The sequence below is a fragment of the Paraburkholderia sp. J69-1 genome, from assembly GCF_905220255.1.
Lineage (GTDB): Bacteria > Pseudomonadota > Gammaproteobacteria > Burkholderiales > Burkholderiaceae > Paraburkholderia.
Genome location: NZ_CAJMZG010000008.1, coordinates 365,469 through 384,645 on the forward strand (window position 1 = coordinate 365,469; position 19,177 = coordinate 384,645).

General features: G+C 64.8%; 17 protein-coding genes. 5 read left to right on the forward strand and 12 right to left on the reverse strand.

Going from position 1 to position 19,177, the window contains the following annotated elements; all coding sequences use genetic code 11:
- Positions 1-213: 213 nt before the first annotated feature.
- The 4 genes from U5A67_RS17295 to U5A67_RS17310 form a co-directional block, all read right to left on the reverse strand.
- Positions 214-1,548: an NAD(P)/FAD-dependent oxidoreductase gene (locus tag U5A67_RS17295; protein WP_321815235.1), complete on the reverse strand. Its 1,335-nt coding sequence runs from the start codon at positions 1,546-1,548 to the stop codon at positions 214-216.
- Between the two features lie 325 nt (positions 1,549-1,873).
- Complete coding sequence (locus U5A67_RS17300) at positions 1,874-3,022, reverse strand: purine nucleoside permease (RefSeq protein ID WP_321815234.1); 1,149 nt, start codon at positions 3,020-3,022, stop codon at positions 1,874-1,876.
- Positions 3,023-3,119: 97 nt separating this feature from the next.
- On the reverse strand, positions 3,120-4,079 hold the full coding sequence (locus U5A67_RS17305; protein ID WP_321815233.1) for a substrate-binding domain-containing protein: 960 nt from the start codon (positions 4,077-4,079) through the stop codon (positions 3,120-3,122).
- Between the two features lie 98 nt (positions 4,080-4,177).
- Entirely contained in the window at positions 4,178-5,092 is a 915-nt protein-coding gene (locus tag U5A67_RS17310) for a LysR family transcriptional regulator (protein WP_321815232.1), read from the reverse strand.
- A gap of 151 nt (positions 5,093-5,243) precedes the next feature.
- Between U5A67_RS17310 and U5A67_RS17315 the strand changes: the two genes are divergently transcribed.
- The 3 genes from U5A67_RS17315 (at position 5,244) to U5A67_RS17325 (ending at position 8,874) form a co-directional block, all read left to right on the forward strand.
- Positions 5,244-6,191, forward strand: a complete 948-nt coding sequence (locus tag U5A67_RS17315; protein ID WP_321815231.1) for a hydroxymethylglutaryl-CoA lyase — start codon at positions 5,244-5,246, stop codon at positions 6,189-6,191.
- 19 nt (positions 6,192-6,210) lie between these two features.
- Entirely contained in the window at positions 6,211-7,362 is a 1,152-nt protein-coding gene (locus tag U5A67_RS17320) for a CaiB/BaiF CoA-transferase family protein (protein ID WP_321815230.1), read from the forward strand.
- Positions 7,363-7,431: 69 nt separating this feature from the next.
- A complete protein-coding gene (locus U5A67_RS17325; protein WP_321815229.1) occupies positions 7,432-8,874 on the forward strand; it encodes an MFS transporter in 1,443 nt (480 codons plus the stop codon).
- A 541-nt stretch (positions 8,875-9,415) separates the two neighbouring features.
- Here the strand turns inward: U5A67_RS17325 and U5A67_RS17330 are convergent.
- Positions 9,416-9,808, reverse strand: coding sequence for an SRPBCC family protein (locus U5A67_RS17330; RefSeq protein ID WP_321815228.1), 393 nt, complete (start codon positions 9,806-9,808; stop codon positions 9,416-9,418).
- Positions 9,809-9,865: 57 nt separating this feature from the next.
- The gene (locus U5A67_RS17335; protein WP_321815227.1) at positions 9,866-10,927 is read right to left on the reverse strand and encodes a DMT family transporter; all 1,062 of its coding nucleotides are present in this window, start codon (positions 10,925-10,927) and stop codon (positions 9,866-9,868) included.
- Positions 10,928-11,118: 191 nt separating this feature from the next.
- Here U5A67_RS17335 and zigA point away from each other — a divergent pair, with 191 nt between their 5' ends.
- Positions 11,119-12,348, forward strand: a complete 1,230-nt coding sequence (zigA, locus tag U5A67_RS17340; protein WP_321815226.1) for a zinc metallochaperone GTPase ZigA — start codon at positions 11,119-11,121, stop codon at positions 12,346-12,348.
- A 17-nt stretch (positions 12,349-12,365) separates the two neighbouring features.
- A complete protein-coding gene (locus U5A67_RS17345; RefSeq protein WP_321815225.1) occupies positions 12,366-12,926 on the forward strand; it encodes a carbonate dehydratase in 561 nt (186 codons plus the stop codon).
- Positions 12,927-12,973: 47 nt separating this feature from the next.
- On the opposite strand, the gene U5A67_RS17350 is transcribed toward U5A67_RS17345, so the two are convergent.
- From U5A67_RS17350 to U5A67_RS17375, 6 genes are all read right to left on the reverse strand, one after another.
- Positions 12,974-14,005, reverse strand: a complete 1,032-nt coding sequence (locus U5A67_RS17350) for a zinc-dependent alcohol dehydrogenase (RefSeq protein WP_321815224.1) — start codon at positions 14,003-14,005, stop codon at positions 12,974-12,976.
- On the reverse strand, positions 14,005-14,742 hold the full coding sequence (locus U5A67_RS17355) for a DUF4286 family protein (RefSeq protein ID WP_321815223.1): 738 nt from the start codon (positions 14,740-14,742) through the stop codon (positions 14,005-14,007). The genes U5A67_RS17350 and U5A67_RS17355 overlap by 1 nt, the downstream gene beginning before the upstream one ends.
- A gap of 28 nt (positions 14,743-14,770) precedes the next feature.
- Positions 14,771-16,129: an MFS transporter gene (locus U5A67_RS17360; protein WP_321815222.1), complete on the reverse strand. Its 1,359-nt coding sequence runs from the start codon at positions 16,127-16,129 to the stop codon at positions 14,771-14,773.
- Between the two features lie 46 nt (positions 16,130-16,175).
- Positions 16,176-17,315 (reverse strand): porin, encoded by a 1,140-nt coding sequence (locus U5A67_RS17365; RefSeq protein WP_321815221.1) that lies wholly within the window; start codon positions 17,313-17,315, stop codon positions 16,176-16,178.
- Positions 17,316-17,477: 162 nt separating this feature from the next.
- The gene (locus U5A67_RS17370) at positions 17,478-18,395 is read right to left on the reverse strand and encodes a LysR family transcriptional regulator (protein WP_205987451.1); all 918 of its coding nucleotides are present in this window, start codon (positions 18,393-18,395) and stop codon (positions 17,478-17,480) included.
- Between the two features lie 110 nt (positions 18,396-18,505).
- Positions 18,506-19,054 (reverse strand): plasmid fertility inhibition factor family protein, encoded by a 549-nt coding sequence (locus U5A67_RS17375; protein ID WP_321815220.1) that lies wholly within the window; start codon positions 19,052-19,054, stop codon positions 18,506-18,508.
- Positions 19,055-19,177: the final 123 nt, after the last annotated feature.

The window sequence follows — 19,177 nt, forward strand, 5'->3', positions numbered from 1 at the left end:
TGGTTGAGGCGAAAGGGGAATCACGCGAATAGTGGGTGCTGCGCAGGTATCAAGCAGGCGTTACCCGGATGTCACGCGGATGTCACGCGGCAGAGGCGCGGCGCGTTGCCGGCAGGTCGAATACGCGAACGAGTATAGAGAGGATCGCGAAGCGATGATCCGAAGCTGTGCGATGCAGCGCCAGCGTGCGGATGTCTCGAAACAAACCGCGCGTCAGGCGTGCGTTTGCGAATAACCGTGCGCGTCGAGCCAGTGGCGCACGAGGCGCGCCTGATCGGCATCGAGTGCGCGCAGCACCTGTTCGGCCGGCTGTTTGCGCAGCGCCTCGACGATAGGCGCGAGCGGCACGCCCTCCAGATGCCAGACGCCAAGCGGTTGATCGGGGCTCACGACCACATCGGCTTCGGCGATCAGATCGCCGTCGATCACCGGCGCACGCTCGATATTGAGCTGGTTGAAATCGGCGTTCACTTGCAGCGGCGCGTCGTCGGGCCAGAGGCGGCGAGATTCCCAGAACGATCGTGCGGACCAGCGCTGTTCGAGCGCGTAGAAGTCGCGGCCCGTGCGCGCGAAGCGCACGAACAACTGCTCGATACGCTGCTGATGAAAGCGCAGCGCGAGCGAGGCGCGCTCAGGGCAACTGAGCAAGGTGTGGATCACGGCGGGCGCCTGCAGTGCAGACGAAAGCGACTGGAAAATACCGTTGCCCGATAGCGGATCGACGGCCATCGCCGCATCGCCCACGCGCAGCCAGTTGTGCGCGCCGGTGCGCCCGCACAATGTCGCGGTGCTGCTGCGCGCGTGCAGGCGCACATTGGTATCCGCGTCGTGCGCGAAAAAGTCGCTCGCCAGCGGCGCGTGCCGCATGCGCGCGCAGAATGCCAGCAGTTCGTCGCGCTGCGGGAGTTCGGCGCTCGCCACATCGAGTGTCATCTGCCAGTAACAACGGCCGTCGGGCAGGCGCGCCATCCATGCCCAGCCGTCCTGCAGGCTTTCGATGGCGGATGCCGCCGCGCCACGCTCGCCTTGCCAGAAGTTCAGCAGGCTCAGTGTTTGCGGGCCGCGCGTGGCGTCGCGCAACAGCGGCGCAAAACGCCCGCGCGCTTCGACGAGAAAATCGGCGCGCAGCGAAAGCGGGCCATCGGCGGTTTCGATCACGAGGTCGTGACCGGCCGGCGAGGTCTGGATATTGCGCACATTCGCCTCGATCACATCGACGCCGGCCTGGCGCAGATCGTCGCGCAACGCGGCATCGAATACGCGGCGATCGGCCAGAAACTCCGCGTTGAGCGTTTGCAGCACGCCGTTCCAGAGCGTCGTGCGCGTGCAGGGTCCGGCGACGCTGCTGGCCGCGCGATGCAGACCCGCATGACGCAAGCCTTCGATGACGCGCGCCGAAAGGCCTTCCACGGCGTCGAAGCGCCGCCAGTCGCTGACGACCTGCACCGCGTAGCCGAGGCGCGCCAGTTCGCGCGCGACCGCCGCGCCCGCAGGCCCGGCGCCGAGGACGACGACGCGCGCCGCAGGATTCAGAGCGGCGACGTGCATACCCTGGGCGACACGCCGATAACGAAGCACGCACGTGTGTGCTTTTTGCCTTCGTCTGAACGTATCGGTCGAGCGTTGCAGGGCTGAACGTTCAGCGCCGCTTCGATAGGAAACGAATCGCGCAAGTGTCCCCCTTTGAGCCGGAAAATAACGGTGCGTCGCGGCGGCAAGCGTGCCGCGCGAAAGGATGTGGCTCAATCTGGCATGGATGCCTTGATAAGTCCATCCGGTCAAAGACGCATTTCCGCGCTTCACGAGGGCGCAATGAGGCAGGCGCTTCAAAGCTTGCCCGCGTCGAAAGACGCGGGCAGGAACGCAGGGAGGATTAGCGCGAGGGCACGCCAGTGCGCCAGTCGTCCCAATGCGCGACGATATCCTGCACGAGCGGATTGCCCGCACGATAGAGGTTCTCGAGCGCGGGCGCGAAGCCGCCCTGGCTTGCATAGCCGAGCAGATTGGCGGCGCTCGACTGGCCCTTGTATGGACGATCGAAATCCGATCCCGCGCGCAGCACGGCCACCCGGTCGAGATCGACACGCTGCGTGGCGGCGGCGCGTTTGAGCGCTTCATACGTGGCGTTATCTTCCTGCTGCGTCATGCAATAGACGCCCTTGTTGCCGGTGAGCTGACGCGTGAATTCGGTTGCGCGCGCACCGAGTTCCGCGCCCGACCACCAGGTATCGCCTGCAATCGAATCGCAACGGATCACGCTGGGCGCGCGATTGGCTGGCGCATAGCGATACTTCGCGCGCGCGGCTTTCGCTTCGGGGTTATCGGCCAGCGCGACGTCGTGACTCAAGGCATAGGCCGCCGAAGTCAGCTTCGCATTGAGCTGGAAGACTTCGGTGCGATAGTCGAGCGCGGGCTTTTCGCCGGGGTTTTTCGTATTGATGCCGAGATAGCCGGTATGCCAGCCTTTAGGACGACGGTCCGGATCGATCTCCCATTGCAGGCCGAAATCGACGAGCCAGTCCGACCACGCCGCCGAACCCACCGTGCCTTGCTGCGGATTCACGCCTGCAATGCCGGCCACCAGGAAGTAAGTCTGGCGCAGATCGAATTGCGGCGCGAAGGCGAGTGCCATCGTCGATGCGGCGGCGTTCGTGTGGCCCATGCCGGTGGTCATCACGCAGACATCGTCGTGATTGCACTGCACGGCGGGATAGTCGGGCGAGAGGCCCGCGACGGGAATGCTGTCCCAGGGCCCGAGCTTGTCGAGCCAGGTCTTGGCCTCGGGCGCGAACATCGTGACGATCATCACCTTCACCGGGCGCGCGCCCGTGGCCGCGCCTTGTTGCACGAAGGCGCCAGAGGACGCCTGGGTGGACGACGGCGCCTTGCTGGCGGCGCAGCCCGCGAGTGCGAGGGCGGCGAGGAGCGTGGAGGAGAGCGTGGTGACGTGCGAGGCGAAGTGCGTGGTGACGTGGCTAGCGAAGCGGAAACGAGTAACGACGGGTTCGATTTTCTTGTTCATATGCGCGTTGGATTTCGTGACGTTCGGTATCGTGCGAGCCGCCATCATATGATGCCAACGCGAAAATGCGCCGCCAGATTGCGCGTGCAATCCGCTGCTATGAAATATCCTTCGCCACCAGCACGACGGGCGTTTCGATGTATTCGGAAAGGTCTTCCTGATCGCGATGTTCGACGCAGGCCTGCAGCGCCACGTCGAGCCCATACACCGCCTGCTTTTCCGCGAACTGGTTGAGCGTGACGAGCACGCGGCCATCCTTGATCATCGGCTTGATGGCGTCGCTGTTGTTGAAGCCGGTGATCAGCACGCGGCCGGTGAGTTGCGATTCGCGCACCGCATCGACCGCGCCGCGCGCCATGTTGTCGTTCGCGCATAGCAGCGCGCGAATGCCCGGCTGCGACGCGATAATCGAGGCCGCCGCGAGACGCCCCTGGCCATATTCCCAGTTGCCGGTTTCGGTCGCCGCGACTTCGACGTGCGCGGCCTGCATCGCGTCGCGAAAGCCGGCCGTGCGCTGCTGCGCGTTGAGATCGGACGACACCCCTTCGATGATGCCGACACGATCGCCTGCATGCAGCCGGCGCGCCAGATATTCGCCCACGCGCTTCGCGGCGCGGCGGTCGTCGGGGCCCACGTAAGGCACGTGAATGCGCGCTTCGCGCAGCGCGTCGGCATCGAGCGGATTGTCGATCGCCAGCGTGAGGATGCCGTGCTGGACGGCGCGACGCGCGGCGTTCACCATCGCGCGCGAATCGGCGGGCGCGAGCACGATCGCATCGACACGCTGTTTGATGGCCGTATCGACGAGGCGGATCTGTCCGGCCGCATCGGTTTCCGACTGGATGCCGAGAATCACCAGTTTGAACGGATAAGGCGAGTGCGCCTGGAAACCCCTGGCGGCGGCGACCATCGCCATCGTGAAGGGATCGGGCATGGCCTTGAGCACGAGCGCGATGGTGACTTCGCGCGTGGCGCCCATGCCGCTGCCGGCATGCGCGGCGCCGATCGCAGCAAGCAGGCTTGCGAGCACGAAACGGCGGCGTTGTGGATGGTGCATGGCGTGAGCGGCGGCGCAGTTCGCGCGGGGCAGAAACGGAATGGTGGAAGTGTAAACGAGGCGTGCGGGCTTGGGATAGTTCAGGCGGCTTAAGCCGCTCAAGCAGCTTCGGCGGCCTGCGCGCGCGCCACCAGATGCTCGACCATGCGCTGCGCGGCGGGCTGCAAGGCATCGAACGCACGAAAGCAGACGATGAAGCGCCGCTGCGCCCACGCGTCGCTCAAAGGCACGAGGCGCACGTTCATGATGCGCGTGTAGCTCTGGCCGACTTCCTCCGGTACGACGCTGATGCCGAGCTTCGCGGCGACCACGCGAAACGCCGCGTCGAAATTCGATACCGTCGCACGGTAATCCACGGTGCGCCCGCCCAGCGCCGCCGCGCGTTGCAGCAAGGTGTGCACGGCGGTGGAGGGCGGCAGGCCCACGTGTTCGAAGCCGAGCGTATCTGCGAACGCCACCGATTTACGCCGCGCGAGCGCATGCCCGCCCGGCACGGCCAGCGCGAGCCGGTCGGTGCGCCAGGGGCGCGCTTCCAGGCCGCCCAGTTCGACGTTGTCCCAGCACACGCCCACGGACGCCACGCCATCGCGCACGAGCTGCACGAGTTCCTTCGAGGTGCGTTCATCCACGTTGACGCGGATGTTTTCGTGCGCGGGCATGCGCATGAAAGAGGCGAGATCGTCGAGCAACGCCTCCGCAATCGCCGATGCCGACGCGCACACGCTCACGCTGCCGCGCAGGCCGCTGCCGAACGCGGCGATATCGCTGACGGCGCGCTCTAGCGTAAAGATCACGCTGCGCGCGTGCTCCAGCAGTGCGACGCCCGCCTGGGTGGGCTGCACGCCGCGCCGCGAACGCGTGAGCAAAGGCACGCCCAGATCGGTTTCGAGTTGGGCGATGCGCTTGCTGATGGCGGAAGGCTCGATATGCGATTCGCGCGCCGCGTGCCCCATGTTGCCGTGTTCGCAGACGGCCACGAACAGGCGCAGCGTCTTGGTGTCGATATCGTGCATCTGTGTTTCCCAAACGGAATCTTGGAGCTTCCAAAATACCGCTTTATGGATGGACTGGAATGTCTAAAGTTAGCACAGAGGCAAATACAACGAAACACCACGCCGGCACGACACGAACCTGTGCCCCGCTTATTCGTCTGGAGACATTTCTATGCCTGCCTATCCCGCGCGCGCCACGCTGCGCGAAGTCGGTCTGCGCGACGGCCTGCAAAGCATCGACACCATTTTGCCCACCGAACTCAAGTTCGCCTGGCTGCGCGCGGCGCATGCGGCCGGTGTGCGCGAGATCGAAGTCGGCTCGTTCGTGCCCGCACGCCTGTTGCCCCAACTCGCCGATACGGCCGAACTGGTGGCGTTCGCGCGCAGCCTGCCCGGCCTGTGCGTTTCCGTGCTGGTGCCTAATCTCAAGGGCGCGCAGCGCGCGCTCGAAACCGGCGCCGATCTGATGCTCGTGCCGCTTTCCGCGAGCGAAGCGCATAGCCGCGCGAATCTGCGCAAGACACCCGACGAAGTCGTGGCCGAAGTCGCGCGCATGCGTGCCGAACGCGATGCTGCTGGCGCGCGCACGCTGATCGAAGGCGGCATCGGCACGGCTTTCGGTTGCACGCTGCAAGGCGAGGTCGCGCAGGAAGATGTGCTGCGCTATATGCAGGCGCTGTTCGATGCGGGCGCTGATCGCGTGAGTCTCGCCGATACGGTGGGCTACGCGAATCCGCGTGCCGTGCGCGAGTTGTTCGAACGCGCGCGCGCCGTGGCGGGCGAGCGGCTCTGGTGCGCGCACTTTCACGACACGCGCGGTCTTGCGCTCGCCAATGTCCATGCCGCGCTGGAAACCGGCGTGACGCGTTTCGATGCTTCGCTGGCAGGTATCGGCGGCTGTCCGCATGCGCCCGGTGCGAGCGGCAACGCGGCAAGCGAGGACTTGGCTTTCATGCTCGAAGACATGGGTATCGAAACCGGTATCGATATCGACGCCTTGCTGGCCTTGCGCGCGCAAGTGGCGCAATGGCTCGGTGGCGAGAGCCTGCATGGCGCGCTCTGGCGTGCCGGCTTACCGAAGACTTTTCAGACCGCTATGGCGGTCGATTCGTTATCCTGAGGATGTGATGAGCGCAAACATGGACACCACGCGACAGCTGCCGCTCGACGGCGTGCGCGTCGTCGAATTTACGCATATGGTCATGGGCCCGACCTGCGGAATGATTCTCGCGGATCTGGGTGCGGAAGTTATCAAGATCGAACCGCCCGGCGGCGATAAAACGCGCGATCTGCCGGGCTTGGGAATTGGCTTTTTTCGCTCGTTCAACCGCAATAAAAAGAGTGTCGTGCTCGATATCAATACCGAAGAAGGGCGCGCTGCTGCAGTCGAATTGATCGGGCAATGCGATGTGATGCTGGAGAATTTCCGGCCCGGTCTGATGCAGAAATTCGGTCTGGACTACGCCACGCTGTCGCAGCGTTATCCGGGGCTGATTTACGTTTCGCACAAGGGATTTTTGCCCGGGCCTTATGAAAACCGGCTCGCACTCGACGAAGTCGTGCAGATGATGGGCGGCCTGTCGTATATGACCGGGCCGGCTGGGCGGCCGCTGCGTGCGGGGACGTCGGTGAACGACATCATGGGCGGCATGTTCGGCGCGATCGGCGTGCTGGCGGCATTGCGCGAGCGCGAGGCGAGCGGGCGCGGCCAGGAAGTGCAGAGCGCGCTGTTCGAGAACTGCGTGTTTCTGAGCGCGCAGCATATGCAGCAATACGCGATGACGCACGAAGCGCCGCCGCCGATGCCCTCGCGCGTGTCAGCATGGAGCGTGTACGACGTGTTCACGCTGGCCGAAGGCGAGCAGCTTTTTATCGGCGCAGTCAGCGACAAGCAGTTCGTTACGCTGTGCGACGTGATTGGCTGCCCCGATTATGCGCGCGAGCCGCGCTATGCCAATAACGCGGCGCGCGTGGCCTTGCGCCCCGAATTGCTCGCGGGTCTGGGCGATGTGCTCAAGGCGCATCGCGTGGAGGACCTGATGCCGCGTCTGGAAGCGGCGGGCGTGCCGTATGCGCCGATCGTGCGCCCGGACCAGTTGCTCGACGATCCGCATCTGAAGGCCAGTGGCGGCCTCGTGCCGATGCAGACCGACGACGGCGGCGAAACCGAAGTCGTGCTGCTGCCGCTGATGATGGACGGACGCCGCCCCGGCGTGCGTCAACCGCTGCCAAAAGTGGGCGAGCATACGGAGGAAGTACTGGCGCGACTCGCCGCGCATGTAGCCGGTTAGCCTCAAAGAGCGATGTGACGCAGCGCGGGCCAGAGTAGCCCGCGCGCCAAAACAACATGGAGACAGACTATGCAACGCACCCTCACCACGGACGATGCGCTCGCCTTGCCTTTGGACGTGGCCGAACCGGGCCAGGCCGTGGCGGCCGCGCTCTCCGCGCGACTCGATCGGCTACCGGCGACCTGGCAATTATGGAAGCTGGTCTTGCTGATTTCGCTGGGCGGCTTCTTCGAAGTCTACGATCTGATTTTCACGGGCTATATCGCGCCGGGTATGGCGAAAAGCGGTCTGCTGCAGACCACGACATCGAATCTGTTCGGTTTCAATGGCATTGGCGCATTCGTGGCCGCGACATTTGCGGGTCTTTTTATCGGCACGTTCTTTTTTGGCTGGCTTCCCGATAAATTCGGACGACGAAGCGTATTCACGTTTTCACTGCTGTGGTATTCGATTGGCTCGATCGTTATGGCGATGCAGCATTCTTCCGAAGGCCTGATCCTGTGGCGCTTTATCACCGGCATCGGCGTGGGCATCGAGATCGTGACGATCGACAGCTATGTGACCGAGATGGTCCCGCAGCAGATGCGCGGTCGCGCGATGGCCTTCAATCAGGCGATCATGTTTGCCGCCGCGCCGGCTTCCGCGTTGCTGTCGTGGTGGCTTGTGCCGGTTGCGCCGTTCGGTATCGACGGTTGGCGTTACGTGGTGCTGGCGGGCGCGCTGGGCGCAGTGATTGTCTGGTTCGTGCGCCGTGCCGTGCCGGAAAGCCCGCGCTGGCTCGCCACGCATCACCGCACCGAGGAAGCCGAGCGCGAGATTGCGCGGCTGGAACAGGCGGCAGTCCGAGAAAGTGGACGTGAATTGCCGCCGCCTGCGCCGGTGGTGACGCCGCCCGCGCATCGCCGTGCTTCGCTGGCGGAGTTGTGGAAGCCGCCGTATCGCGCGCGCCTTCTCATGCTGATCGCGTTCAATCTGTGTCAGGCGATCGGTTATTACGGTTTCGCGAACTGGGTGCCGACCTTGCTGATCGGGCAGGGCGTGCACGTGACGCGCAGCCTGCTCTATGCCTTCGTGATTGCGATTGCGCTGCCGTGCGGGCCGCTGCTGGCGATGCTCGTCGCGGACAGGGTCGAGCGCAAATGGTTGATCGTCGGATCGGCGTTTGCCGTGCTGGTGTTCGGGCTGCTGTTCTCGCAGGCTCGCGGGGCTACGGCGCTGATCGTGCTAGGGATTTTGATCAGTCTCGCGGGGCAGATGATTTCCGTTTGCTATCACGCCTATCAGGCGGAGTTGTTTCCTACGGCCGTGCGTTGTCGTGCGAATGGCGTGGTGTATTCGGCGAGCCGGGTGGGGGCGATGATGTCCGGTTTCATTATCGCGGCGCTGTTGCGCGACTTCGGCGTGCAAGGTGTGTTCGCCGGGATTACCTGCTGCATGCTCGCGGTGATGGTGTCGATCGGCGCGTTCGGGCCGCGCACGAATGGGGTCTCGTTGGATGAGATTTCGGGGTGATGTGGTGTGCGCCCTGGCGTGTCGCAGGTAATTCGGAATTTTCGTATGTCCGGCGGTTGTAGGGGAAGCCTACAGTCAAAGACGTATCGCATCTGGTCCTGCGATACGGAACAGGCAGGCTCCCCCGGCCCACTGTTCTAGTATTTGAAGCCCGCGCAATGCGGGTTTTTTTTTATTGGATGGTGGGATTTCAGGTCACCGGGCAGTTTCAGGACGCCGCGGGCGCTGGTTCAACAACTGAAACGTCTCGTCAATGGCCGCATGGCGCCCCAGATTTGCATGAATTAATTGAATCGAACTCGCAAAAATATGTATTTAAGGAAAATTTTTCATGCTTGATTCGAAACCGTCAACAGAGAGTGCAATCCGCAAACAAAACTCATAACGCAACTAACAGCCAACCCCAAAACCCCTCACCGAATTGCGCACGCTCGCATGTCCGCAAACCTTGATCGCAAGTAAAAGTCCCCATGAGCGAAGCAGAACAGATCACACGAACACAATCGGGAACCGCCGCCACAATCCGCACTTGCTCGACGCGCTAACGCACCAGATTCCGCGCCGCGGCCGCGCACCCAGCATCCATCAGCGGCTCGATCGCTGCACGCCGTTCATCGGGCAGAAAATCGCAGATCCAAACCAGCCTGCAACCGCCGCCCGCTTCGTTCGCCACGATCTGCATCGACGCCGCGTGCTGCTCGAAGTTCGGCCCGCAGACCGTGTAGGCCACCCGCATCCTCGCGTCATCGACAGTCACGATGTGCTCCTGCACCACGTTGCCATTCGCAAACGTCACGCTGCGTCTATCGCCTTCGACTTTCACATCAACCAGCACGCCCGCAAAAACCTGCGCGATATTGCGCGAGTCGCGCAACGTGGCCCATGCGCTGGCCGCATCGATACTTAAGGGAACATCGCGATAAAGAGAAGCCATCGCCGCATCTCCTGTTTCCAGTAGTCAAAATTCCAGTACTCGAAAGATGAACGCCGATCAATGCGAATGCCGATGATGCACATCCGGGAAATGGGCATGCGTATGCGTGAGCGGCAGATGCTGGTGGGCATGCGTGTGCGGCTCGGTGCCGTCCCAGTCGAAATCGTGCTCATGCCGATGATGCGCATCATGCCGATGCCGATGCGTATGTTCGAGCGCGTCATGCGTATGCTCGTGCTCGTGGCGCTCGCGCACATGCAGCCACACGCCTAGGGCCATCAGCGCGAGCGCGGCCCAGAACGTCAGCGCCGGCCGCTGCGGCCAGAGCATCAAGGAAAGCGCCACGCCAAACAGCGGCGCCACCGAAAAATACGCTCCGGTGCGCGCCGCGCCCAGGTTGCGCAAGGCGACCACGAACAGCACGAGGCTTACGCCATATCCCGCGAATCCCACCGCCATCGCCGCAGCAATACGCGCGCCGTCGGGCCAGTGCGCGCCGAGCCAGAACGCCACCAGCAGATTGACGGGCCCAGCCGCCAGGCCTTTGAGGCAGGCGATCGTCATCGCGTCGTTGGCGGAGACCTTGCGCGTGAGATTGTTGTCGATGGCCCAGCAAAGGCACGCGCCCACCACGAATAACGCGCCCGGCGTGAGTCCCGCGTGCGGTCCGCTCCACGAAAGCAGCACGCCGCCCGCGACGATGGCGGCCATGCCCAGTGCGATTTGCGCATCGAAATTTTCGCGGAAACAGACCCACGCGATCAGCGCCGTCAGCACGCCTTCGAGATTGAGCAGCAGGGCGCTCGACGCGGCGGGCGTCGTAACGAGCCCGAGCATCAGCAGGGCGGGCCCGGCCACGCCGCCCGCGACGATCGCGCCGGCAAGCCAGGGCGCTTCGGCCAGGCGTAGCGGGGCGTGGTCGGGCGGGGCGTCGGCGCGTCGTCGCAACCGGCGCACGAGGATCGCCAGCGCGAGTCCCGTGGCGCTGCCCAGATAGAACAGCCCGGCCACCATGAAAGGCGACAGCGCGCCGAGCAGCGCCTTGGCGAGCGGCGTGGCGGCCCCGAACAGCGCGGCGGCGGCCAGCGCCGTCGCGATGGCGTGAAGATGCGATTTCATCTGGGAAAACCTGCGGGCTGGCGACGAGCGGACAAGAACCGCAATTATCGCCGATGAGAATGACAGAGTGGCTTTCTTGAATGTTATGTTATAACATCGCGAAATTGAGCGGTGCGAGGCGATGCGCATCAGCGCCGCTGCCGCCATCCCCGATACAAAGAATCGCAGAACAGAAGCCAAGGAGCCTCCTCATGGATACACGCCTGCCGGTCACGGTGCTTTCCGGTTTTCTGGGCGCCGGCAAGACGACGCTGCTGAACCACATCCTGAACAATCGCGAAGGCCGCCGCGTGGCCGTCATCGTCAACGACATGAGCGAGGTGAATATCGACGCGGCGCTCGTGCGCGACGGCGGCGCGCAACTCTCGCGCACCGACGAAAAGCTCGTCGAGATGAGCAACGGCTGCATCTGCTGCACCTTGCGCGAAGACCTGCTGCTAGAAGTGAACCAGTTGGCGAAGGCGGGGCGCTTCGACCAGTTGGTGATCGAATCGACGGGAATTTCCGAGCCGCTGCCGGTCGCCGAAACCTTCACTTTTGCCGATGACGAAGGCCAGAGTCTCTCGGATGTCGCGCGCCTGGACACCATGGTGACCGTGATCGATGCGTTCAATTTCCTCAACGATTACGGTTCGCAGGACAGTCTGGAAGCGCGCGGCGAGTCGCTGGGCGAGGAAGATCAGCGCACGGTCGCCGACCTGCTGATCGAGCAGATCGAGTTCTGCGACGTCATGGTCGTCAACAAGATCGATCTGATCGACACCACCGATCGCGAGCGCGTGATCGCCATCCTGCGCGGGCTGAATCCGCGTGCGCGCATCGAGATCGTCGAATTCGGCCGCGTGCCGCTCGCGCGCGTGCTCGACACGAAACTATTCGATTTCGACGAAGCCTCGAAAGCGCCCGGCTGGCTGCAGGAATTGCGCGGCGAACATAAGCCGGAGACCGAGGAATACGGTATCGGCAGCTTTGTCTGGCGAGCGCGCCGGCCGATGCATCCGCAGCGTTTCTGGGATCTCGTGAATAGCGAATGGCCGGGCGTGGTGCGCTCGAAAGGCTTCTTCTGGCTCGCCAGCCGGCCCACGCATGCAGGCTCGTGGTCGCAGGCGGGATCGGTGTGCCGTCATGGCGCGATGGGGCTCTGGTGGGCCGCGGTGCCGAAGTCGCACTGGCCCACGGACGACGAATCGCGCGCGTTTATCGATGAAAACTGGGACGAAAACGTCGGCGATGCGCGTCAGGAACTGGTGCTGATCGGCATCGATATGGACGAAGCGGTGCTGCGTCAACGTCTCGATGCGTGCTTGCTGGACGATGCGGAAATGGCCACGGGCGCGCACGCATGGGCCGATTTCGCCGATCCGTTTCCCGAGTGGGACGGCACGGTGCCCGAAGAGCAGGACAGCAGTGTGATCTGGTAAGGAAAGGGTGCGGGGCAATGATCAGAAAGAATCCGCGTGGCGATCTGCCCGTGGTGCATGAAAGCGCATTTGTCGATCCGACCGCTATTTTGTGCGGTCGCGTGATCGTCGAGGACGATGTGTTTATCGGCCCGTATGCCGTGATTCGCGCCGATGAAACCGATGCGCGTGGCGAGATCGAGCCCATTGTGATCGGCGCGCATTCCAATATTCAGGATGGCGTAGTCATTCATTCGAAGTCGGGCGCGGCGGTGAGCATTGGCCGTCATACGTCGATTGCGCATCGTGCGATCGTGCATGGGCCGTGTAGCGTGGGCGACCGCGTGTTTATCGGCTTCAATAGCGTGCTGTTCAACTGCACGGTTGGTGCCGGTTGCGTGGTGCGTCATAACGCGGTGGTGGACGGTTGCGATCTTCCAGCAGGCTTTTATGTGCCTTCGACGCTGCGTATCGGGCCGGCAACGGATCTCACGACGATCCCCAAAGTGTCGGCGAGCGCCGCGGAATTTTCCGAGGATGTCGCGCAGACGAATAACCGTCTCGTGCGCGGTTATCGGCGTATCGCGAACGAGCTTTGACGGCTGTGCGGCCCGTTCAGTCGAGCGGGCCGCATGGCATCAGGCGGTTACGGCAGCAGCAGAATCTTCGAGCCGATCTTGTTGCGCGCCATTTCGAATCCGTTGATGGCTTCGGCAAGCGGCAGGCGATGCGTGACCATCGGTGCAAGTCGCGCCTGATGCGCGACCACGAAATCGCGCACTTCGCCCCACGTTGCGCGCGTCGCGCGATAGGTACCGCGAATCTGATGGCGGTTGCGCACGAGCTTCGCGGCATCGAAGCTGACCGGCTTGCCGTGAATGCCGCAGATCACGAAGATGCCCGAAGGGCGCAGGCAATCGAGCCCGGCCTGCACGGTCGAAGGCACGCCCGTCGCTTCGATCACGATGTCGAATTCGTTGATATTCGTGCGCTTTTTCACTTCGTCCAGCGCATGGTCGCGCAGATCGAAGGTCTGCTCGATGCCGAGCGCACGCACCGTGGCGAGGCGGTCCGCGTCGTCATAACCAACAACCGTGACGTTCGCGCCACGCACGCTGGCCAGCAGCGCGATGCCCTGGCCGATCGTGCCCGGACCCATCACCAGCACGCGGTCGCCGGCCGCGACTTCGGCGGTCTTTACCGCGCTCATGGCGATCGAAAGCGGCTCGCCCAGCGCCGCGATACCCAGGTCGATATCGTCGGGCAGCGTGAGGCAGTTCGCGGCGGGCACGCGCACGGTGCGCGCGAAGCCGCCGTCGCGCAGCATGCCGATGCCGCGCCGGTCGCGGCAGGCATCGACGCGCCCCGAGCGGCACGCTTCGCATACGCCGCATTCGACCGAGGGAATCACCACCACGGGCTGACCGACCGCGAGTGCACCGACGTGGCTGCCTGCCCTGGCCACGCGGCCGGCGAATTCATGGCCGATCGTGACCGGAAACGCCGATTGGAGGAAGTCGTAGCCGCCCGACCAGTCGTAGATATGCACGTCGCTGCCGCAGATGCCGGCTGCGGCGACTTCGACGATCACTTCGCCTTCGGCCGGCGCGTCGGGTGCGGGCACGTCGCGCAATTCGAGCCCGAAGGCGGCGGTGGTTTTCTGCAATGCCTGCATCATCAATGTCCTGAATGGGCGTCAAAAGTAAGCGGGGGCTGGGCGCGCCGCAAGGCGTCGTCGACTTCGGCGTGCGCGATCTGGAACGCCAGCGTGTAGGTGTCGATGATCGCGGCTTCGCTCGCGTGTCCGTGCGTGGCGATGGCCGCCGAGATGGCGCTGTGCGCGGCGCGCAAGGCGGTTTCATCGTCACCTTCGATCAGTAGCACGTGAGTGGGCGCGGCGTTTTTCGACCATTGCTGGAAGGCTTGCGGTACGGAATCCAAAGCATTGCCGAGCCGCACTGAACGCACGCCTGCGAGCGCGGCGCACGCGGCCAGCAAGGCTTCGGCGGCGGGCTGCGCATCCGGCGCGCTCGAGAAACGCGCGCAGGCCAGCGCGGCGCCGTCCTGCACTACGCCGCCGACTGATGAAACCGAAGAAACCGACGCCATCGTTGCACAAGTCGCCCGCACCACATTGCGCAAACGCGGGCGCATTTCGGCGGACCACGGCGTCGGGCGGTCGATCACGTCGCGATAGGCGGCCGAGTCGAAAACCGCCGCATCCGTCACTTCGTACAGCGTGAAATAGCGCGGCTGTCCGGCAGCATCCGATCGATAGCGCCGTCCGGCGAGAAAGCCGGGAATGCCGACGCGCTCCGGCACATGTTCGTGCGTGTGCCAGCGCTCGTATTGCGCCTCGACATCGGCATCGACATCGTTCCAGAGCGCGAGAAACGCGCAGCCGAAGAGGGCCATCAGGTGAACTCCGTTTATCGAAAAATCGTCAGATCGCAGGCGCGGCGAGCGGCGCCGCCGCGCGGCGCGGCATCGCGAACATGCACAGCGCAGCGGCGACAGCCGGCATCGCGACGATCGCGAACAGCACGCCGTAGCTCAGGCCCGAAGACAGCAGATAGCCGCCGAGCGCCGAGCCGAGCATCGAACCGAAGCGGCCGATGCCGGTCGCCCACGCCACGCCGGTCGCGCGCATTGCCGTCGGATAGAGCGTGGCCGCGAGGCCGTTGACGCCCACCTGCGTGCCGCTGATGCACATGCCCGCGACGAACACGAAAGGCGCGGCGACGAGCGGCGTCGCGTAGGCCTGCCCGACGATACAGATGGCGGCGCACGCGCACAGATACGCCATGCCGAGCACGCGGCTGGGCTGGCTGCCGTCCATCACGCGTCCGATCAGCAGGCCGCCCGTGGTGCCGCCGACCGACCACAGCGCGGTGGTGAGCGCGGCGGCGCGCATCGAGCCGCCCGAGTGCGTGATGATCGTCGGCAGCCAGCTTGCCATCAGGAACAGCACGGAAAGGCCCATGAAAAACGTGGTCCAGAGCAGCAGCGTGCCGCGCCGATACGGCAGCGCCAGCAGTTCGCGCACGGCGGCGCGACCCGGCCGCGATTCGAGCGCGACGAAGCGCGTGGCGGCGTCGAGCGTGCCGCCCGCCATGCGCTGGCCGAGCGCGAGCAGATCGCTGGCGCGTTCGGGACGGCGCAGCGCGAGATAGCGCATGGATTCGGGCAGCAGCGCCCACAGCGCCACGAGCAGCAGCAAGGGCACGCCGCCGCCGATCACCAGCATCGCGTGCCAGCCGAAGCGCGGAATCACCTGCGACGCCACCACGCCGCCCAACGCCGAGCCCAGCGAATTGCCACACAGCATCACCGTGATCAGCGTGAGGCGGCGGCGCGCGGGCACGAACTCGGCGGTCAGCGTAACGGCCGTGGGCGTCGCGCCGCCGATGCCGATGCCCGCGAGCACACGCAGCGCGGAAAGCTCGGCGATATTGCTGGCGAGCAGACTCGCGAGCGTCGCCACGCCGAAGCACGCGACCGAGGCGAGCATCACGGGACGCCGGCCGTAACGGTCGGCGAGCGGCCCGAAGGCCAGCGAACCCGCCATCATGCCGATCAGCCCGGAAAGGAAAATCGGCGCGAGTTGCGTCACGGTCAGCCCCCATTCGGCGCGCACCGAAGGCGCGATATAGGCCGCGAGGCCGATATCGATGCCGTCGATCGCCACGGTCAGGAAGCACAGCACGATCACGAGTGTCTGGAAGCGGCTCAGCGGCCGTTCGTCGATGAAGGCCTGCACGTCGGTCTGACGTGCGCCGCCCGCGAAATGGGGTGAATTCACCTGATGTCTCCTCAATCCTTTCTAGTTGGATACGCTGGATATGCGCTCAGAACAGGTGCCGCAAGCCGATGCGCACCGCGCCCTGGTTGGCGTTGCTGGACGGCGAAAGCCCGAACAGGTCCGCGACCGCTTCGTGGCCCGTCGAGTCGATGCCGCTCGCGTGCTGCCAGATGCCGATGCCATAAAGGTAGGTCGATTTCGACAACAGGTAGGCGCCGCCCAGCGACGCCGTGCGATAGCGGCTGCCCGGCGCGATGCTGTACTGGAACGCGGCGCCCAGCATCACGGCGGGCGTGACGTTGAAGCCGTAGGTCAACTGATAGTCGTTGAAGGCCGCGTTGGCGGGCGCGCGCGGATTCGACGCCGTGCGCGTGATGTCGAGAAAGCGGATGTTGTCGTACAAAAACGCGATCTGCGAGCGGCCCCAGACGTAGCGCGCGCCTCCGCCCGCGACCTGCTGGCTGGCCGCGCTCACGTAGTTCGAGACGATCGGGTTCGAGACCGGGTTGGCGAACGCGGCGCCCGCGACCGGCGCCGCGCTGGCGCCGTAGATCGAGGTGGCCGGCGTGCGCATGTTCATGTAGGCGCCGGCGATCGTCAGACCCGCGTGGGCATATTGCGCGCCGAAGCCGTAGACGCGGTTGCGCGAGAAGTCGCCCGCGGTGCCGCCGAGGCTGAACATCGCGCTGCCGTTGAAGCCGTGCCAGACCGGCGTTTCGTACTTGATGACGTTGCTGATCTTGTTGTAGTTCCACGAGCCGTCGATATCGCCGAGCGGCGCGCCCAGGCCGCCTGCGAACATCACGCTGGTGCTCAGCGGCACGAAATAGTCGTTCGTCATCGAATACTGACGGCCGAGCCAGACGTTGCCCAGTTTGCCGCTCAGGCCCACGTAGGCCTGGCGCCCGAACAGCGTATTCGACGGCTGCGCCGCACCGGTTTCGATGCTGAAGCCCGATTCGAGCACGAAGATCGCCTTGAGGTCGTCGCCCAGATCCTCGACGCCACGCAGGCCCCATTTATCGCCTGCGCGGCCGCCGCTATAGGTCTGCCACGCGGCCTTGCCGCCCTGATTGCTGCTCCACGTGAGCGCGCTGTCCACCGCGCCGTACAAGGTCACGCTGCTCTGCGCGTGTGCTGCCGCGGCACATACGGCCAGCGGCACATAGGCCATCCACTGTCTCAAAGCTGTCTCCTCTCGTTTTGTGTCCGGCGCGCTGGCTCGCATGGCCTGTCGCGTCCGTCGGCGAGATAGTCCGCGAAACGGCCCGCGGGAAACAGCATCGATCGGGAACTTCAGAACGCGTTTTTTGGAAAGGATGGCGTGGGGCGCGCCGGGCGGCGCGCGTCAGAGATAGCCGTCGCCTTCGACCAGCGTGGCGAGGCCGCGCGTCAGATGATCGAGCAGCGCGTGGAAAACCTTCGGGTTGCTATGTCCGGCGGGGCGCAGCACCTTGACCCAGAAGTCCGGCAATTCGAAGCCGCCGAGGATCTGCACCAGATCGCCGGCTTGCACGCCGGCCCGCGCGCGGTAACGCGGCAGCACGGCGATGCCCAGGCCATCGGCGGTGGCGCGGTGCATGGCGTCGATATCGTTGGTCGCGAAGGCGCCGTTGACCGCCACGTCGATCACGCCGCCCGAGCCCGGCTCGACGAAGCTCCAGGTGCCGGCCGGATTGAGGTAGGAATAACGCAGGCAGCGATGCGTGGCCAGTTCGGAGGGATGCGCGGGTTCGCCGTGGCGCGCGAGGTAGGCGGGCGAGGCGTAGACGTGCCGCTTGAAGGGGCAGAGCGGGAAATCCTCGACGCCGTCGTAGGCCACCGGCAGACCGGAGATGACGAAATCGAAGCCTTCGACCACCGGATCGACGGGGCGATTGGTCAGTTGAAGCTCGACATCGACCTTGGGATGATCGCGGAAAAAATCGTTGAACATCGCGCCGAGGAAGTGATTCGTGAACGACGAAGGCGCCTTGATTCTCAGGCGGCCGGTCAGGCGCGAGCCGTCGTCTTCGTCCGGGCCGCGCATCATGCGTTCGTAGGCGGCGAGGAAATCGCGCGCGCGCACGATCGTGTCGCGCCCGCCCGCGGTGAGATGCAGGCTGCGCGTCGTGCGCTGGAACAGCAACTGGCCGAGTTCTTTTTCGAGCGCGCTCACGCGTTTGGTGACCACCGAAGGCGCGAGATTGAGCCGCAGCGCGGCGCCCGCGAAACTGCCGACTTCGGCCACCGCGAGAAACGCGCGTGCGTTTTCGACGCTATCCATCCTGTCTCCCTTGCGCGCCGATGCGCGGTCACCGACCGTGTGCCGCCTGCGATTCGAGCGCTGTTCAGGCGCGCATTTTCCCATATGCGCGCGCCGGGTCAGGCGGGAGGTCAGTGGCGCGGCAACATTTCCGACACGCGCATCCAGCGACTGCGCCGCGAACCGGCGAGACGGGCGAGCAAAGGCGCCTCGGCGACGAGGCATTCGACGGGAAAGCAGGGCGCGCCCTGGGACGCGAGCCAGAGCGTGCGCGCGACGCCGTCGATCACCGACACATAGGGCCGCGCGGTGGTGTTGCTGGCGGCCGGGCCATCGCTTGGCGCGGCTTTGATCTGCGAGCGCACGCGGCAGCACACTTCCACCAGCGGCACGGGATCGTCCATGCCGAAGCGGAAACCTTCATCGGCGAGTTCCAGCTTTTCGCTCAGTGTTTCGCCTGGTGCCGTGCCGCGAGCGGCCAGCGCGCGGGCCGTATCGGTCAGGTCGTTGCGCCAGAGACCGAACAGCGCATCGCGCCGCACTTCCACGACGGCGCGTTCGTCGTTGCCGAATTCGGTGCGGCCCACGCTCATATACACCTCGCCCTGGCGCGTGGGGACCTTGAACAGGGCGAGCGTGCGGCCGCCCGCTGCGAGACTCGGGCCGATGTAGGTGTGCACGATGGCTCGGCGCTTTAGCGGTAGACGGGGAAACGCGTGGTCAAGTCGGCCACGTGCGCCTTCACACGCTCGATCGTGGCGGCATCTTCAGGGGCTTCCAGCACGTCGGCGATCAGGTTACCC

Coding starts and splice junctions, on each gene's coding strand:
- U5A67_RS17295 (WP_321815235.1), bottom strand. CDS start 1,548: ATGCACGTCGCCGCTCTGAATCCTGCGGCGCGCGTCGTCGTCCTCGGC.
- U5A67_RS17300 (WP_321815234.1), bottom strand. CDS start 3,022: ATGAACAAGAAAATCGAACCCGTCGTTACTCGTTTCCGCTTCGCTAGC.
- U5A67_RS17305 (WP_321815233.1), bottom strand. CDS start 4,079: ATGCACCATCCACAACGCCGCCGTTTCGTGCTCGCAAGCCTGCTTGCT.
- U5A67_RS17310 (WP_321815232.1), bottom strand. CDS start 5,092: ATGCACGATATCGACACCAAGACGCTGCGCCTGTTCGTGGCCGTCTGC.
- U5A67_RS17315 (WP_321815231.1), top strand. CDS start 5,244: ATGCCTGCCTATCCCGCGCGCGCCACGCTGCGCGAAGTCGGTCTGCGC.
- U5A67_RS17320 (WP_321815230.1), top strand. CDS start 6,211: ATGGACACCACGCGACAGCTGCCGCTCGACGGCGTGCGCGTCGTCGAA.
- U5A67_RS17325 (WP_321815229.1), top strand. CDS start 7,432: ATGCAACGCACCCTCACCACGGACGATGCGCTCGCCTTGCCTTTGGAC.
- U5A67_RS17330 (WP_321815228.1), bottom strand. CDS start 9,808: ATGGCTTCTCTTTATCGCGATGTTCCCTTAAGTATCGATGCGGCCAGC.
- U5A67_RS17335 (WP_321815227.1), bottom strand. CDS start 10,927: ATGAAATCGCATCTTCACGCCATCGCGACGGCGCTGGCCGCCGCCGCG.
- zigA (WP_321815226.1), top strand. CDS start 11,119: ATGGATACACGCCTGCCGGTCACGGTGCTTTCCGGTTTTCTGGGCGCC.
- U5A67_RS17345 (WP_321815225.1), top strand. CDS start 12,366: ATGATCAGAAAGAATCCGCGTGGCGATCTGCCCGTGGTGCATGAAAGC.
- U5A67_RS17350 (WP_321815224.1), bottom strand. CDS start 14,005: ATGATGCAGGCATTGCAGAAAACCACCGCCGCCTTCGGGCTCGAATTG.
- U5A67_RS17355 (WP_321815223.1), bottom strand. CDS start 14,742: ATGGCCCTCTTCGGCTGCGCGTTTCTCGCGCTCTGGAACGATGTCGAT.
- U5A67_RS17370 (WP_205987451.1), bottom strand. CDS start 18,395: ATGGATAGCGTCGAAAACGCACGCGCGTTTCTCGCGGTGGCCGAAGTC.